The sequence below is a fragment of the Sorangium sp. So ce1036 genome, assembly GCF_051369805.1.
Taxonomy (GTDB): domain Bacteria; phylum Myxococcota_A; class Polyangia; order Polyangiales; family Polyangiaceae; genus Sorangium; species Sorangium cellulosum_F.
In genome coordinates this window covers 9,511,740-9,526,501 of sequence record NZ_JBBMOX010000001.1, presented here as the reverse complement: position 1 = coordinate 9,526,501, position 14,762 = coordinate 9,511,740, and the positions used below count along the sequence as shown (strand labels likewise).

The 14,762-nt window shown below is 73.4% G+C and carries 11 protein-coding genes; 6 read left to right on the top strand and 5 right to left on the bottom strand.

All coding sequences use genetic code 11. The features are described 5' to 3' along the window. Positions 1–2: 2 nt before the first annotated feature. The 3 genes from WMF31_RS35845 to WMF31_RS35835 are packed head-to-tail and all read left to right on the top strand — an operon-like array spanning position 3 to position 3,714. Positions 3–2,420, top strand: coding sequence for a xanthine dehydrogenase family protein molybdopterin-binding subunit (locus tag WMF31_RS35845; protein ID WP_436606248.1), 2,418 nt, complete (start codon positions 3–5; stop codon positions 2,418–2,420). Next, positions 2,417–3,397 carry an FAD binding domain-containing protein gene (locus WMF31_RS35840; protein ID WP_436606247.1) on the top strand — a complete coding sequence of 327 codons (981 nt, stop codon included), beginning with the start codon at positions 2,417–2,419 and terminating at the stop codon, positions 3,395–3,397. Before WMF31_RS35845 ends, WMF31_RS35840 begins: the two co-directional genes overlap by 4 nt. After that, positions 3,394–3,714: a hypothetical protein gene (locus tag WMF31_RS35835; protein ID WP_436606246.1), complete on the top strand. Its 321-nt coding sequence runs from the start codon at positions 3,394–3,396 to the stop codon at positions 3,712–3,714. The genes WMF31_RS35840 and WMF31_RS35835 overlap by 4 nt, the downstream gene beginning before the upstream one ends. An 82-nt stretch (positions 3,715–3,796) precedes the next feature. On the opposite strand, the gene WMF31_RS35830 is transcribed toward WMF31_RS35835, so the two are convergent. Next, positions 3,797–4,078 (bottom strand): pyrimidine/purine nucleoside phosphorylase, encoded by a 282-nt coding sequence (locus WMF31_RS35830; RefSeq protein ID WP_436606245.1) that lies wholly within the window; start codon positions 4,076–4,078, stop codon positions 3,797–3,799. 438 nt (positions 4,079–4,516) lie between these two features. On the opposite strand from WMF31_RS35830, the gene WMF31_RS35825 reads away from it, so the two are divergent. The 3 genes from WMF31_RS35825 to WMF31_RS35815 all read left to right on the top strand — a co-directional run bounded on the left by WMF31_RS35825 (position 4,517) and on the right by WMF31_RS35815 (position 7,086). After that, positions 4,517–4,972 carry a hypothetical protein gene (locus WMF31_RS35825; RefSeq protein WP_436606244.1) on the top strand — a complete coding sequence of 152 codons (456 nt, stop codon included), beginning with the start codon at positions 4,517–4,519 and terminating at the stop codon, positions 4,970–4,972. A 198-nt stretch (positions 4,973–5,170) separates the two neighbouring features. Next, positions 5,171–6,169, top strand: a complete 999-nt coding sequence (locus WMF31_RS35820; protein WP_436606243.1) for a hypothetical protein — start codon at positions 5,171–5,173, stop codon at positions 6,167–6,169. Between the two features lie 101 nt (positions 6,170–6,270). Further along, positions 6,271–7,086, top strand: coding sequence for an MOSC domain-containing protein (locus tag WMF31_RS35815; RefSeq protein ID WP_436606242.1), 816 nt, complete (start codon positions 6,271–6,273; stop codon positions 7,084–7,086). An 18-nt stretch (positions 7,087–7,104) separates the two neighbouring features. Here WMF31_RS35815 and WMF31_RS35810 read toward each other — a convergent pair whose 3' ends face one another. The 4 genes from WMF31_RS35810 to WMF31_RS35795 form a co-directional block, all read right to left on the bottom strand. Next, entirely contained in the window at positions 7,105–7,911 is an 807-nt protein-coding gene (locus tag WMF31_RS35810) for a phytanoyl-CoA dioxygenase family protein (RefSeq protein WP_436606241.1), read from the bottom strand. Between the two features lie 133 nt (positions 7,912–8,044). Next, complete coding sequence (locus WMF31_RS35805; RefSeq protein WP_436606240.1) at positions 8,045–8,458, bottom strand: PilZ domain-containing protein; 414 nt, start codon at positions 8,456–8,458, stop codon at positions 8,045–8,047. Positions 8,459–8,633: 175 nt separating this feature from the next. Further along, on the bottom strand, positions 8,634–12,812 hold the full coding sequence (locus WMF31_RS35800) for a hypothetical protein (protein WP_436606239.1): 4,179 nt from the start codon (positions 12,810–12,812) through the stop codon (positions 8,634–8,636). Beyond that, positions 12,809–14,665, bottom strand: coding sequence for an OmpA family protein (locus WMF31_RS35795; protein WP_436606238.1), 1,857 nt, complete (start codon positions 14,663–14,665; stop codon positions 12,809–12,811). The genes WMF31_RS35800 and WMF31_RS35795 overlap by 4 nt, the downstream gene beginning before the upstream one ends. Positions 14,666–14,762 lie beyond the last annotated feature (97 nt).

Here is a 14,762-nt window from a genome sequence, read left to right as displayed (position 1 = left end):
CCATGGACGACGAACAGCGCACGGTGCGGGTCCCGACCGGCATCGTCCACCCGGGCGGCAGCGAGGTCACCGAGCGCCAGCGCTCCGTGCCCGCGGACGAGCCGCCGCCCTGGCCCGTGAACGCCGCGCTCTCCGCGGTCGGCAAGCGCACGCCGAGGCTCGACGGCCGGCTCAAGGTCACCGGCGGCGCGACCTACACCGCCGACGTGCGGCTCCCGGGCATGCTCTTCGGCCGCGCCGTCCGCTCGCCGCACCCGCACGCGCGCGTGCGCGCCGTCGACGTCTCCGCGGCCGAGCGGCACCCCGGCGTGCGCGCGGTCCACGTGCTCGAGCGGCTGCGCGGGAGCGCCGTGCTCCGCGATCCCTCGAAGGAGCTCCCCTCGAAGTACCCCGTGGTGCGCTACGCCGGCCAGCCCGTCGCCGCGGTCGCCGCCGTGACCCAGGCCGACGCGGACGAGGCGGCGCGGCTCATCCGGGTCGAGTACGAGCCGCTGCCGTTCGTCGTGGACCTCGACGAGGCGCGCGCGCCGGGCGCGCCGCGCGTGTTCCCGGGGCCCGCGGACCAGGCCGCGACCGCGGGCGGCGGCGGCGGGCCCGCGGGCGTGCCCCAGAGGGGCAACGTGCGCGGCCCGATGAAGAGCGGCCCGCTCGGCCCGCCGCGCGGCGACGTGCAGAAGGGCCTCGCCGAGGCCGACGTCCGGGTCGAGGGCACCTACCGCACCCAGGTGCAGACCCACTCGGCCCTGGAGCCCCACGGCGTGGTGGCCGACTGGAAGCCCGAGCTCCTGACCGTGTACGCGTCCACCCAGGGCACGGGCACCGTGCGCGACGAGCTCGCCGAGGTGTTCGGCCTGCCCAAGAGCCGCGTCCGGGTCGTCACCGAGTTCATGGGCGGCGGCTTCGGCGCCAAGTTCGGCATCGGCAACTACGGGGCGCTCGCGGTGCACCTCTCGAAGAAGGCCGGCGCGCCCGTGCGGCTGATGCTCGACCGCAAGGAGGAGCACGTCGCCGGCGGCAACCGCCCCAGCTCGGTGCAGGAGCTCCGCATCGGCGCCAGGAAGGACGGCACCCTCACCGCCATCCACCTCGTCTGCCACGGCACCGGCGGGACGGGCACGGGCTCCGGCGCCGGCGGGCCGGCCAAGAACCTCTACCCGTGCCCGAACCTGCTCGTCGAGGAGAGCGACGTGTTCACCCACGCGGCGCCGGCCGCGGCGTTCCGCGCTCCGGGCCACCCGCAGGGCGCCTTCGCCCTGGAGCAGGCGATCGACGAGCTCGCGGAGAAGCTCGGGATGGACCCGGTCGCGCTGCGCGACAAGATCGACGTCGACGAGGACCAGGGCGGCCGCAACGTCGACAGCGCGGCGCGCCGCGTGGAGCGACGGATCGGGGCCGAGAAGATCGGCTGGTCGCGCCGGCGGCCGCCCGGCTCCGACCCGGGCCCGGTGAAGCGCGGCCTCGGGATGGCGCAGTCGATCTGGTACCGCATCGTCGACCTGGACGCCTCGTGCGAGGTCCGCGTGGTGCGCGACGGGTCGGTGGAGCTGCGCTCGGCGGTGCAGGACATCGGCACCGGCATCCGCACCGCGCTGGCCCAGGTCGTGGCCGAGGAGCTCGGGCTCCGGCCCTCCGACGTCCACGTGCGCATCGGCGACACGGAGTTCCCGTCGGGCGTCGCCTCGGGCGGGAGCAAGACCACGGGCTCGATGACCCCGGCCGCGCGCAACGCGGCCCACCAGGTGCGCAGGCGCTTCCTCGCCGAGGTGGCGGCCGCGCTCGGCGAAGAGCCCGAGGCCCTCGCGCTGCGCGACGGCAAGGTCGTGGTGTCGAGCGACGGCGGCCGCTCGCTCTCGTTCCGGGCCGCCGCGGCGAAGCTCCGGACCGAGCAGATCGCCGCCACCGCGAGCCGCCCCGAGGACTACGGCGGCTTCGCCACGGGCCGGCCCCGGGGCGGCATCGGCATCGGCGGCTGCGGCGGGGTGCAGTTCGCGGAGGTCAGCGTCGACACCGAGACCGGGATCGTCCGGGTGGAGCGGGTCGTGGCGGTGCACGACTGCGGCCGGCCGATCAACCCGCTCGCGCTGGAGAGCCAGATCAACGGCGGCATCCTCCAGGGCATCTCGTACGCGCTCTACGAGGACCGGGTGCTCGACCGCCGCGCCGGGCGGATGCTCAACACGAACTTCGAGCAGTACAAGATCCTCGGCGCCCGCGAGACGCCGAGGATCGACGTCACGATCCTGGAAGAGTACCACGGCCGGAGCTCCACGGACGCGGGCGGCATCGGGGAGCCGGCCACGGTGCCCACGGCGGCCGCGGTCGCCAACGCCGTCTACAACGCCACGGGCGCGCGGGTGCGCGAGCTGCCGATGACGCCCGCGCGGGTGCTCGAGGCGCTCGCCCGGAAGGAGGCGCGATGAACCGGTTCGCATGGGTCAACCCGGGCTCGGTCGAGGAGGCCGTCGCCGCGCTGGGCGCGAGGGCGGCGCTCAAGGCAGGCGGCGTCGACCTGATGGACCTGCTCAAGGAGCGGCTGATCGCGCCCGAGCGCCTGGTCAACCTGCGCGCGATCCCCGGGCTCGACGGCATCGAGGAGCGCGCGGACGGGCTGCACATCGGCCCGCTGGCCACGCTCGCGCGCCTCGCGGAGGCGCAGGCCGTGCGCCTCCGCTACCGCGCGCTCGCCGAGGCTGCGGGCCGCGCCGCCACGCCGCAGATCCGCAACGTGGCCACCGTCGGCGGCAACCTGCTGCAGCGGCCGCGCTGCTGGTATTTCCGCAGCGAGGACTTCCTGTGCAAGAAGAAGGGCGGGGCGCGCTGCTTCGCGCAGGACGGCGAGAACGCCTACCACGCCTTCCTCGGCAACGCGGTGTGCGCCGCGGTGCACCCGTCGGCGATGGCGACCGCGCTGCTCGCGCTCGGCGGGAAGCTCCGCATCGCGGGGCCGCGGGGCGAGCGCGAGGCGCCGCTCGATGGGTTCTTCGTGACGCCGGAGCAGGACGTGCTGCGCGAGCACGCGCTCGGCCCGCAGGAGATCATCACCGAGGTGGTGGTGCCGCCGCCCGCGCCGGGGGCGAGCTCGGCCTACCTGAAGCAGGGCGAGAAGGAGTCGTACGACTGGCCGCTCGCCGAGGTGGCCGTGCTGCTCGAGCGCGAGGGCGGGCGGTGCCGACGGGCGTCGATCGTCCTCGGCGCGGCGGCGCCGGTGCCGCACAGGGCGCGGGCGGCCGAGGCGGCGCTCGCCGGCAAGGCGGTCGACGAGGCGGCCGCGCGCGCGGCCGCCCGGGCCGCGGTGGAGGGCGCGACGCCGCTCGCGGACAACGGGTACAAGGTGACGATCGCCGAGGTGATCGTGCGGCGGACGATCCTCGCGGCGGCCCAGGGGGGCGGGACATGATCGACGACAGGGCGAAGGGCGGAGTCGGCGACGGGGCGGAGGCGCCGGCGGGCGAGGGCCCCGGTCCGGGCGCGGCCGAGCGGCCGCCGGTCGTGTGCAGGAAGCTCCGGACCAAGGTGGCCTTCGGCTCGATGCACCCCGGCCTGCGCGACTGGCGCTACGGCGCGTCGAGCACGGCCGTGTACTGGTGCCTCGCGACCCTGGAGACCGCCGGGCCGGACGACGGCTACGCGCACCCGCACTGCTGCTGCGCGGGCCGCTCCTGCTTCGTGGCGCCGGCGGACGACGGCGCCGACGAGCGCGCGCCGATCGCGTGAGGCGGGCGCCGGGGGAGCCCGGCGCGGCTGGTCACGCGCGCTCCGGCGCGGCGCGACCCGCTGGACTCGCGGGCTCCTGCGATCAGAGGAACTCGCAGAGATACCCTGACGGCAGCGACACCCTGACGTCGAAACCGCTCTTGCCGGGCACCTCGAACGAGGTCCCCGCCGGGTAGGCGCGCCACTCCGGCGAGCCGTCCAGGCGGATCGCGAGCTCGCCCGCGACGACGGTCATCCGCTCCGGCGCGTCCGTCGAGAAGTGGTATTCGCCGGCGTCGATGACGCCCATCGTCTGCCTTCGCCCGTGGCGCTCGAAGCCGAGGCTCTGGACATTGCCGTTGAAGTAGCTGTTGTGCTTGAGCATGGCGCCCTCCTACCGCGTCCCTCCCTGAGAGACCAGCGCCGCCGCGCCCGCTCGCGCGAGCGCGGCGCCGGCGCGAACGCCGGTGAGGAGCGCACGGGCGCGGCGCGCGGAGGGGGGCGGGCGCGGCCGCCGGCCGGACGGCGCGGCGGCGCGGCCGCGGCGGTGTGCGGCGGACGAGCAGGCAATGGGCAGCGACAGCGCGCCGGGGCGGCTCGGCCTCGCGACGCGCGCGCACGCCCCGCACGGCCTCTCTCTTGCCTTGCACGGGCGCAACCCAGCGCAGAGCGACAGGGAGCGCGCGAGGGCACAGGAGCGCGCGAGGGCGGCGAGCCTGTTCGACCGCGCATGAGCGCGCCTGTCCTCGAGGGAGCCACAGGACAGGCTCTCCATTGGCGGATGGGAGCAAGAGGGAACGAGACACGAGCAAGGAGAAAGGCAATGAACGGAGTCGTGCAGTTCGTCCGGCGGGCGACCTTGCCTGCCGCCGGCCTCGGCGTCGCGCTGGCGCTGGCCGGAGATGCGAGCGCCCAGGCCGTGAAGGTCGTCTGGGCGAGCAACACCTACGAGAGCGACGAGCACTGCGATCCGCAGAGCAAGATGCTCGGGGGCGAGCAGCTCAACCGCGGTTATGCGCTCTACTCGACCAACCGCAAGTACCAGCTCATCCTGCAGGACGACGGCAACCTCGTGCTGTACCGGGTCCCGTCGCAGCCCCTGTGGGCCAGCGGCACCGACGGGCTGGCGATCAAGCATGCCATCCTGCAGACGGACGGCAATCTCGTGCTGTACGACTACGCGGGCAATGCGAGATGGGCGACCAACACGCAAGGACACCGGGGGGCGTTCCTGGTGGTCCAGTGTGACGGCAACCTGGTCCTCTACGCACCCACATAGCGCCTGGAGCCTGCCCCGGGGGGTGGTGCGGCCCTTTGGGGGCTCACCGGAGGGGCTGAAGTGCAGGCGAGCCATGAAAGAGGCTCGCCGGAACGCAAGCCCCGGAGGTGAGCCCCCAAAGGGCCGCACCACCCCCCGGCGCGCGGCGCGCCAGGAGATCGGCGCCCTCGCCGCGACGCGAGGGTGTACGCTCCATGAATGGCCTGGAGCTTCCTGCCATCCTGGATCGATCTCGAGTCCGTCTCGCTCTCGCTCGACCTCCCCGCGCGCACCACGTTGAAGCGCGTGGCCGTGGCCACCCTCTCGACCTCGGCCGCGACCGGCTCCACGGCGCTCCGCCTGACGCTCGCGCCGGCGCTCCTGCGCGTCGCGTTCGATCCCTACCTCGTCATCGATCTGCCGCCGCCGCTCGGCGACATGGGGCTACAGCAGGTCGAGTACGACCTTCGCTCGGGCGCCATGACGCCCAACGTCTTCTACACGGGGGGGCTCCTCCGGGTCGGCAAGGAGGCGGCCGAGGACGAGGCCCGCGCCTTCCTGAGGGGGCTCGTCACCTCGACGCCGATGGCCATCCCCCCGTACGATCCCACGACCGATCCCGATCTCGTCCTGACGGTGCGCCAGGTGCTCTCGAACCTCGAGGCCGAGGGCGGCGGCGTCGCCTTCCGCGGCGCGAGCCTCTCGGCGCGGGCCACGCTGCGCGAGGAGCTCGCGGGCGCGGTGGGGCGGGACGGGTTCCGCATCCCGGCCGGCGCGACGATCCTGGCCCGCGTCGACGTCGAGGGCACCACCCGGGCGGAGCTCGAGGCCTCTCCGCGCGTGAAGCGCATCCAGGTCGATTGCTCCTCCGTGGTGCTCCGCAAGGATGGAGTCGACCAGGCCGATGTCCGCCGCTTCATCGTGCGGCGCGGCGGGGAGATCACCGTCGAGCAGATCGAGCCCCTGGGGGCGCTCGGCCAGGCCGCCGGCCTCGAGTCGCTCGTGCGCCTCTTCGGCGCCCTGGCCACGGGCGGCGACGCCGCGGCGCTCGATCCGCGGCGCATCGAGCCGAGCGTCGTCGAGGGGCTGGTCAAGGAGGAGATCGCCCGCGCCCTGCGGCCCGCGCTCGTCGACTGGGTGCAGCAGAACGCCGAGATCGTGGTGGGGATGGACCTGCGGCAGGTCTTCGGCATCACGGAGGGAGCCGGCGTGGCGTGAGGGGATGAGGGGGGAAGGGGAGAGGGCGGAGCGGATGAGGCGGAGTGGATGAGTCGGCGCGCCCTCGGAGAGCGCACAGCGGTGTGTGCTATAGGCCACCGATGCGAGTCACCGCCCTTCACATCTACCCTGTCAAAGGCTGCCGCGGCATCGCCGTCGACGCGGCGGCGGTCGACGACCTCGGCCTCGCCGGGGATCGACGGTTCATGATCGTCGACGCCGACGGCAAGCCGCTCACGCAACGCCCGCTGCCGCGCATGGCGCTCATCGAGACCCGGCTCTCCGACGACCTGCTCACGCTCGGGGCCGCCGGCCGCGCGCCGGTCAGCGTGCCGCGCTCCGCGCAGGGCGCGCGCCTGCTCACGGTGGAGGTCTGGAGCAGCACCGGCCTGCTGGCCGAGGATTGCGGCGACGAGGTCGCCGGGTGGCTCAGCGATTTCCTGGAGCACCCGGCGCGGCTCGTCCGCATCGGCGCGGCGTTCCGCCGGCCGGTCAAGTCCCCGGCGGCGGGCCAGGGAGACGTCGTGTCGTTCGCGGACGAGTATCCGTTGCTCGTGATCTCCGAGGCCTCGCTCGCCGACCTGAACGAGCACCTCGTCGCGAACGGCGCCGAGCCGGTGCCGATGAACCGCTTCCGGCCGAGCCTCGTCGTGAGCGGCTGCGCGGCGTTCGACGAGGACCGGTGGGGCCGCGTCCGCGTCGGAGACGTGGTGCTGCGCGCCGGCGGCCCGTGCGCGCGCTGCGTGGTCACCACGACCGATCAATTCACCGCGGCGCGCGGCCCGGAGCCGCTGCGCACGCTCGCCACGTACCGGCGCGACCCCGAGCAGCCCGGTAACCTCAATTTCGGTCAGAACTACATCAACGAATCCAAGTCCGGCACGCTGCGCATCGGGGACGAGCTCGCCCTCGCATGAGCGCCCTCGCCGGCGCCCTCATCGCGCCTCCTGGCCCAGGCGGATCGCGATCTCCACCGGCGAGGGCTCGCCGTCCGCGCGGTGGAGCGGCGACGGTCCCGCCGGAGCGAGCGGCGGCTGCGCCAGGAAGCGCGGCCTTCTGCCGCGGTGCGGCTGGGCCGCGTGCACGAGGAAGGGGTGGCAGAGGTACACGGTCCCGGCCTCTCCGGTCGCCAGCGCTTCCGGCCGGCTCGCGGTGATATCGAGCTTTCCGGCGAGCTCCATGAACGACATGCCGGCCTCGCCGGCCGGCAGGAGGAGCCGGGCCACGTCCAGGTGAGAGCCCCTCCGGATCCGCGTCGGCGCGTCGTCCTCGCCCACGTCGGAGAACAGAAAGAGCATCAGGAGCGCGCGGCCCCGGGAGCTCCCGTTGATGCGCCAGGAGAGATAATCGCCCTCGTCGGCCCCAGGAAAGCTCGCGTCCACGTGCCAGCCGGTGTCGCCTGGATCGTCCGGGCCCGGAAACCGCACGGGGAACGTGCCGAGGACGGGCCGAGGGATCCATCGTCCTCTGCCGACGAGCCGATCGAGCGCCGCGCGCAGGACGGGGGTGTTCGCCGCGCTCTTGAAGGGCTCCTGTCCATACTGGCCCAGCCGGATGACCGGCCGCGTCCACGTCGCGGGATTGTCCGGATCGCACCCGGTGTCGCGCCACAGGATGGCGCGGCCCTGATCGGCGAGCTCCCGAGGAAAGGCATGGTCGAGGCGGACGAAGCCTTCCTCGATGAAGCGCCGCACGTCGGCGTCGCTCAGGACGCGAATCGCGTCGTGGTCGAGATCGGTCATGGGAAGTACAGTTATCGTGGCGCCCAGACCGCGGCAATGGGGGGGGACGCGCGAGCGCGGGGGCGAGGGCGCGCGCCGGGGTCATGGAAGACACGGGCCCGCGCCGCCCCGCGGGCGAGCCCGCGGCTCCGGATCAGCCGAGCAGGATCATCGCGGCGGTCGCCGCGTAGTCGACGCGCGGCGCGCGGTACGGGAACGTCGGCGGGAAGCGCTCGAGCGCCGCGCGGAGCCGCCGGCTCGACGCGCTGTCGAGCGGATCGAAGCAGAGGCCCACGGCGCGGCACGGATCGCCCGTGCGCCGGCCGTGGATCGTGCGCGCGATGGTCGCTGTCGCGTCGATCCAGGTGTCCGTGTCCGGGATCCGGAAGCTGACGATCACCGGCTCGCCCGTGAGCGTGGGCGCCTCGGTCAGCACGAGCATCCCGTCCGTCGAGAGGTCGATCGCCCGGGTCCCGAGCAGCCGGAAGCCCCGCTCGCGCACGGCGTGGCACTCCACGATGACGGCGCGCCGCGCGACGCGACGCTCGCTGGCGAGCAGCATCTCCATGGTGGTCCTCCTCGGCGTCGTACCGTACGGAGGCAGGTCGTGTGGGGGCAAAAAAGCCGCGTGGCTGTGAACGAGCCCGGTGAACGAGCCCTGGGAACGGGCCCACGGCCGCGTGGGGGGCGTCGCGCCGCCGGAACCGGCGGCGGACGCGCGGCCGTGGGCCCTCTCGTGTGCGCTAGCCGTTCATGCGACGCCGGCGGCGCAGGGCGAGGCCGGCGAGCGCGGCGAACATGGGCAGGAGCGTCGCCGCGCCCGGGCCGCTGCCCGCGGGCGTGGGCCGCGCCGCGCAGAGGCCGTTGCCCTCGGCGACGATGTCGTCGGGGTTCAGGACCTGGGTGGACTCCGGCGCGCAGGTGCCCGGCGTGCTGTCGTCCGAGCTGCACACCTGCCCCGCCGGGCAGCCGTTGCCGTCCTCGCCGCGGCAGCCGTCGACGCAGGTGCGCGTCGCCTCATCGCAGATCTTCCCGCTCGTCGGGCCGCCGCACGCGGCGTCCTCCTCGCAGCCCGCGTCATCGTCCTCGGGGTCTCTGGGGTCGGTCTCGCCCTCGTCGATGGCGCCGTTGTGGTTCGCGTCCTCCTGGCCGTCGGGCACGCCGCCGTCGTCCGTGTCCGGATCGAGCGGGTTCGTGGTCGTCTCGGGATCCGCGTCCGGGATGCAGGTCCCCGCGCCCTCGTCCGTGGCCGCGTTGTCGCAGGGCAGGCCGAGCTCGGTGCCGTCGAACAGCCCGTCGTCGTCGCTGTCGGGGTCGAGCGCGTTGACGCGATCGTCGCCGTCGTGGTCGTCGCTGAAGTTCGGCTCCTGGCCGTCGAGCACGCCGTCGTCGTCGCTGTCGGCGTCGTTCGGGTCGGTGCCGATCTCGCCCTCGACCGCGTCGCTCAGGCCGTCGCCGTCGCTGTCCGTCGGCGTCCCGTCGTCGTCGCCGTTGTTGGGATCGGTCTCGCCCTCGTCGATGGCGCCGTTGAAGTTGATGTCCTCCTGGCCATCGGGCACGCCGCCGTCGTCCGTGTCCGGATCGATCGGCGAGGTCTTGGTCGCCCCCTCGTCGGCGTCGGGGCGGCAGTGGCCCGCGGCCGCGTTGGTGGCCGCGTGGTCGCAAGGCAGGCCGAGCTCGGTGCCGTCGAAGATCCCGTCGTTGTCGCTGTCGACGTCGAGCACGTTGACGAGCCCGTCGCCGTCGCTGTCCTCGCCGGCGTTCACCTCCGCCCCGTCGATGACGCCGTCGTCGTCCGTGTCGGCGTCGTTCGGATCGCTGCCCAGCGTCTCCTCCAGCGCGTCGCCGAGCCCGTCGCCGTCGGTGTCCGTCGGCACCGCGTCGTCGGCGCCGTCGTTCGGATCGGTCTCGTCCTCGTCGATGGCGCCGTTGTGGTTCGCGTCCTCCTGGCCGTCGGGCACGCCGCCGTCGTCCGTGTCCGGATCGAGCGGGCTCGTGGTCGACGCGGGATCCGCGTCCGGGATGCAGCTCGCAGCGTCCGGCGCGGTCGCCGGGCTGGAGCAGTCGCGGCCGAGCTCGGTGCCGTCGAACAGCCCGTCGCCGTCGCTGTCGGGGTCGAGCGCGTTGACGCGGCCGTCGCCGTCGTGATCGTCGCTGAAGTTCGGCTCCTGGCCGTCGGGCACGCCGTCGTCGTCGCTGTCGGCGTCGTCCGGATCGGTGCCGATCTCGGCCTCGACCGCGTCGCTCAGGCCGTCGCCGTCGCTGTCGTCGAGCGGCGCGTCGTCGGACCGGTCGTTCGGATCGGACTCGCCCCCGTCGATGGCGCCGTCGAGGTTGATGTCCTCCTGGCCGTCGGGCACCCCGCCGTCGTCGGTGTCCGGATCGAGCGCCGAGGTCGTGGTCGCCCCCTCGTCGGCGTCGGCGCGGCAGTGGCCCGCGGCCGCGTTGGTGGCCGCGTGGTCGCAGGGGAGGCCGAGCTCGGTGCCGTCGAACAGCCCGTCGTTGTCGCTGTCGACGTCGAGCACGTTGATGAGCCCGTCGCCGTCGGTGTCGTCGGCGGGGTTCGGCTCCTGCCCGTCGATGACGCCGTCGTCGTCCGTGTCGGCGTCGTTCGGATCGCTGCCGAGCGTCTCCTCCAGCGCGTCGCTGAGCCCGTCGCCGTCGGTGTCCGCCGGCGTCCCGTCGTCGTCGCCGTTGTTCGGGTCGGTCTCGCCGTCGTCGATGGCGCCGTCGAGGTTGACGTCCTCCTGGCCGTCGGGCACGCCGCCGTCGTCGCTGTCGGCGTCGAGCGGATCGGTCTTGGTCGCCCCCTCGTCGGCGTCGGCGCGGCAGTGGCCCGCGGCCGCGCTGGTGGCCGCGTGGTCGCAGGGCAGGCCGAGCTCGGTGCCGTCGTAGAGCCCGTCGTTGTCGCTGTCGGGGTCGAGCGCGTTGATGAGGCCGTCGCCGTCGGTGTCCTCGTCGAAGCGCGGCTCGTCGCCGTCGGGCACGCCGTCGTCGTCGCTGTCGGCGTCGTCCGGATCGGTGCCGGCGGCGATCTCGTCGGGATCCTCGATCCCGTCCTCGTCCGTGTCGCAGCCGTTGTCGATGACGCCGTTGCAGTCGTTGTCGATCCCGTCCCCGCACGCGTCGGTCGCCTCGGGCACGCAGACGCAGGCGTTCGCGTCGGGATCGCACTGCGGGGCCAGCGGCCCGCAGTGCGCGTCGGTGAGGCACTCGACGCACGCGTTGGGCGTCGTCTCCGTCCGGCAGTACGGCGTCGGCGCGGCGCACTGCGCGTCGGTCGCGCAGTCGTCGACGACGACGTCCGTCGGCGGGACGCCCCCGGCCGGGCCGTTGCCGTCCGTCGGCGTCTCCTCGGACGGCGAGCCCTGCTCTCCGGCGGCGGTCACGATCGCCTGGTTGGAGATCAGCCCCTCCGCGCTGGCGTCCACCGTGACCTCGAAGGTCACGGTCGTCGCCCCGGTGACGGCGGCGAGCGTGCCGCCGCTGTCCGCGTTCGCGCCCGCGCCGAGCCGCACGCGCACGGTGCGCGTGGCGGCGTCGTACTCGCCCTGATCGTCGCCGGCGGCGTCCGTCATCGCGCCCGCGTTCGGGCCCGACTCGATCGCCAGCGAGCCCGGCACGTAGGTCACGCCCGGGGGCAGGGGATCGGTGAGCACGGTGTCGACCGACGCGTCGTTCCCCGTGTTGACGACCTCGACCGTGTACCGGAGCACGTCGCCCGCGAGCAGCGGCTCACCGTTCACGTCGACGGCCATCTTCGTGGACGACGTGAAGTCCGGCTTGAAGGTCGAGATCGAGGTGACGAAGCCGGCGAGGAAATACAGATCGCCGTCGGTCGCCGCCTCGATGGGCGCCGAGGTCTGGCCTGCGGACACCATGTCTGTGATGTCGAGGACATCGATGTCGATGCCGGCCATGGCCCCGGGGAGCCCCCTCATCTGCGGCAGGTCCCCGACGGTCGACACCGGTATGCCGAGGTAGGAGCGCGTGCCGTTGAAGAAGTTGTCGGCGGGGTTCAGCGTGTTCTCGAGCACCTCGTTGTTGAAGAGGAAGCGGTCTCCGTCGATCGACGCGTCCCCCTCGAATGTGATCATGCCGATCTTCGCGTCGTAGCCCGCGTTCGGCACCACGAACCCCGAGAGCGTCGCCTGCACGCCCTGGTCGGGCTGGCCAGCGGGCGGGGTGTTGACCCGATCCATCCCGTGGAAGAGCGCGAGGTGGCGCGGCGGCTCGGAGGCGAGCTCGTAGAACACGACCATCCACCAACCGGCGAAGTTGTTGTGGTCGAAGTTGGCGGGGGAGGGAGCGATGAAGTCCTTGCTGTGGACGCCGCCCACCCGGTAGGCGCCGGTCCCGTGCGCCTGCACGATCGCGGTGATGTCCGCGAACGACTGGTAGTACTCCGTCGTCGTGGGGTCCTCGTCGGGGGTGAACGACCCCCCGAGCGGGGCCACGGCGTGCACCTCCTCCTCGAAGCCGCTCGCGCCGGGGCGGTCCAGGGTCACCGTGGTGTCCACGGGATCGCCGGACGAGATGTGCGCGCCCCAGTAGAGGTAGGCGTGCGTGACCGTGGCGCCGGCCGGCACCTCGAGCCATGCGGTGCTCCGCGCCTCGCTCGCGCTGATGGTGGTGTTCGCCTCCGCCTCGCCGTCCCCGGGCGAGTCGGCGCGCCAGTAGACGTCGGGCGAGCTGTCGCCGAGGCCGGTGCTCCCGCACTGCGAAGCGTCGGCGTTGCCCACCACGGGCGTCGCCGGCTCCAGGTCCCCACCGCACTCGTAGCCGAGCGTGTTGCCGATCAGGAGGAAGTCGCCCCGCTGGCTGACCTCCACGTGCATCACGGGCGCGGCGTGCGCGGCGCCGCCCGGCCCGCCCACCCAGGCGAGCCCGACAAGACCACCTATGATCAGACGTCTCTTCACGGTGCCTCCTGCTGCTGCTTCGGCTTCTTCTCGAGGATCTTGAACTGCACGCGGCGGTTCTTCTGGCGCCCCTCGGCGGTGTCGTTGTCGGCGATCGGGACGTCGGGCCCGTAGCCCTTCGGCGTGAGCCGCTCGGCCTCGACGCCGCGCTGGACCAGCGCCTTGACCACGGACTCGGCGCGGGCCTGGCTCAGCTTCATGTTATACGCGCGTCCGCCGCGCGGATCGGTGTGCCCTTGCACCTCGACCTTGAGGATCTCCGGGTGCTCCTTCAGCACACCCGCGACCTCCTCGAGGAGCTCGTCGCTCGCCTTCTTGATGGTCGCCTTGTTGGTGTCGAACTGCACCTGCTGCAGGATGACGATCTCGGTCTCGGTCATCCGCACCGCGACGGGGCAGCCGTTCTTCGCCGGATCCGGATCGACCTTGCCCTTCTCGTCGGGGCAGGCGTCCTGATCGTCGCGCACCGTGTCGCCGTCGCGGTCGCCGGGGCAGCCGTTCGTGGCCGGGTCCGCTGTGCGGATGCCGGCGATGTTGGGGCACGCGTCCTCCGCGTCGATCACCCCGTCGCCGTCCGTGTCGGGCGGCGGCGGGCAGCCGTGCTGCTTCGGGTCCTCGTTGGTCGGGCCCGGCTGCTCCGGGCACGCGTCGACGTCGTCGGTGATGCCGTCCTTGTCGCGGTCCCCGGGCGGCGGGCAGCCGTGCTTCTTCGGATCGTCGTTCGCGACGCCGGCCGTGTCGGGGCACGCGTCGACCTCGTCGAGGATGCCGTCCTTGTCGCGATCGGACGGCGGGCAGCCGTGCTTCTTCGGATCGTCGCTCGCGACGCCGGCCGTGTCGGGGCAGGCGTCCCGCTCGTTCAGGATGCGATCCTTGTCGCGATCCGGGTCCTCGCGCCGCACCTCGGGCGAGTACGCGAGCATGGCCACGGCGCGGACGTCCGGCGTGCCGAGCCCCGACGTGAAGCCGGGGCCGACGCCGGCGCCGATCTCGAAATCGCGGAGCGCGGGCGCGAAGCGGTACCGCACGCCGAGCAGCGCCTCGACGTTGGTGTTGCGCGCCTCGGGCCCCTCCAGCACCGTGGTCACGTTCACCTCGGGGCCGATCTGGAGCTGCTCCTCGGGCAGGAGCAGGAGGCCGAGGCCCGCGCCGGTGTTGAGCGAGAGGCCCTGCTGCACCTGCGCGAACGTCTGCGAGGGGCGCAGCTCGACGCCGGCCGAGAGCGACCAGACGAGGTTCGGGATCCGGCCGCCGGCGATGATCTGCGGCATGCCGCGCACCGAGCCCTCGCCCACGAACGAGCCGGGCTCGCCGTCGCCGGTCGGTAGCCAGACGTAGCCGCCGACGGCGAGCTGGAACGGGTCGAAGTAGTCGCCGAGCAGGCGCAGCCTGAGCCCGAGCCGGAGATCGCCGATCTCCGCCCCGCTCGGCGAGGCGAAGGCGAGGCCCTCGGCGGCGGGGCTCTCGCCCTGCTGCAGCACGGCGAGCGGCACGTCGACGTTGAGGTGCAGCCGGTCCCAGACCGTGAACGAGCCGTTCAGGTGCAGGAACATCTGGTGCTCCACGATGGATCCGATGCGCTCGTCGGAGCTCTTGCGCGTGAGCACGAGCGGGTTGTGCGCGTAATCGCCGAGCAGCATCAGGTGGAGGGTCGGGCTGCCGTCCTGATTGGGCGAGGCCGCATAGGGCGACGGCACACCGAACATGCGGTCGCCGGCGGGCGCGGGGCTGAAGCGATCGAGGGCGAGGCCGCGCGTTGCGTCCGCCTGCTGAGCGAACGCCGGCGCGGCCCACGCCGCCGCGGCCAGCGCGGCGGCTCCGCATATCCATCGAGGGGGAGAATGGGCTCTCATGCGCAAGATCACCTCTGGGTGCTTGGGGCGAGCGGCCGGCCATCGGCTCCGGCGCGCAGGCACGTTGGGGGGAACGCCGCGCCTCGGGGGGAGGGGC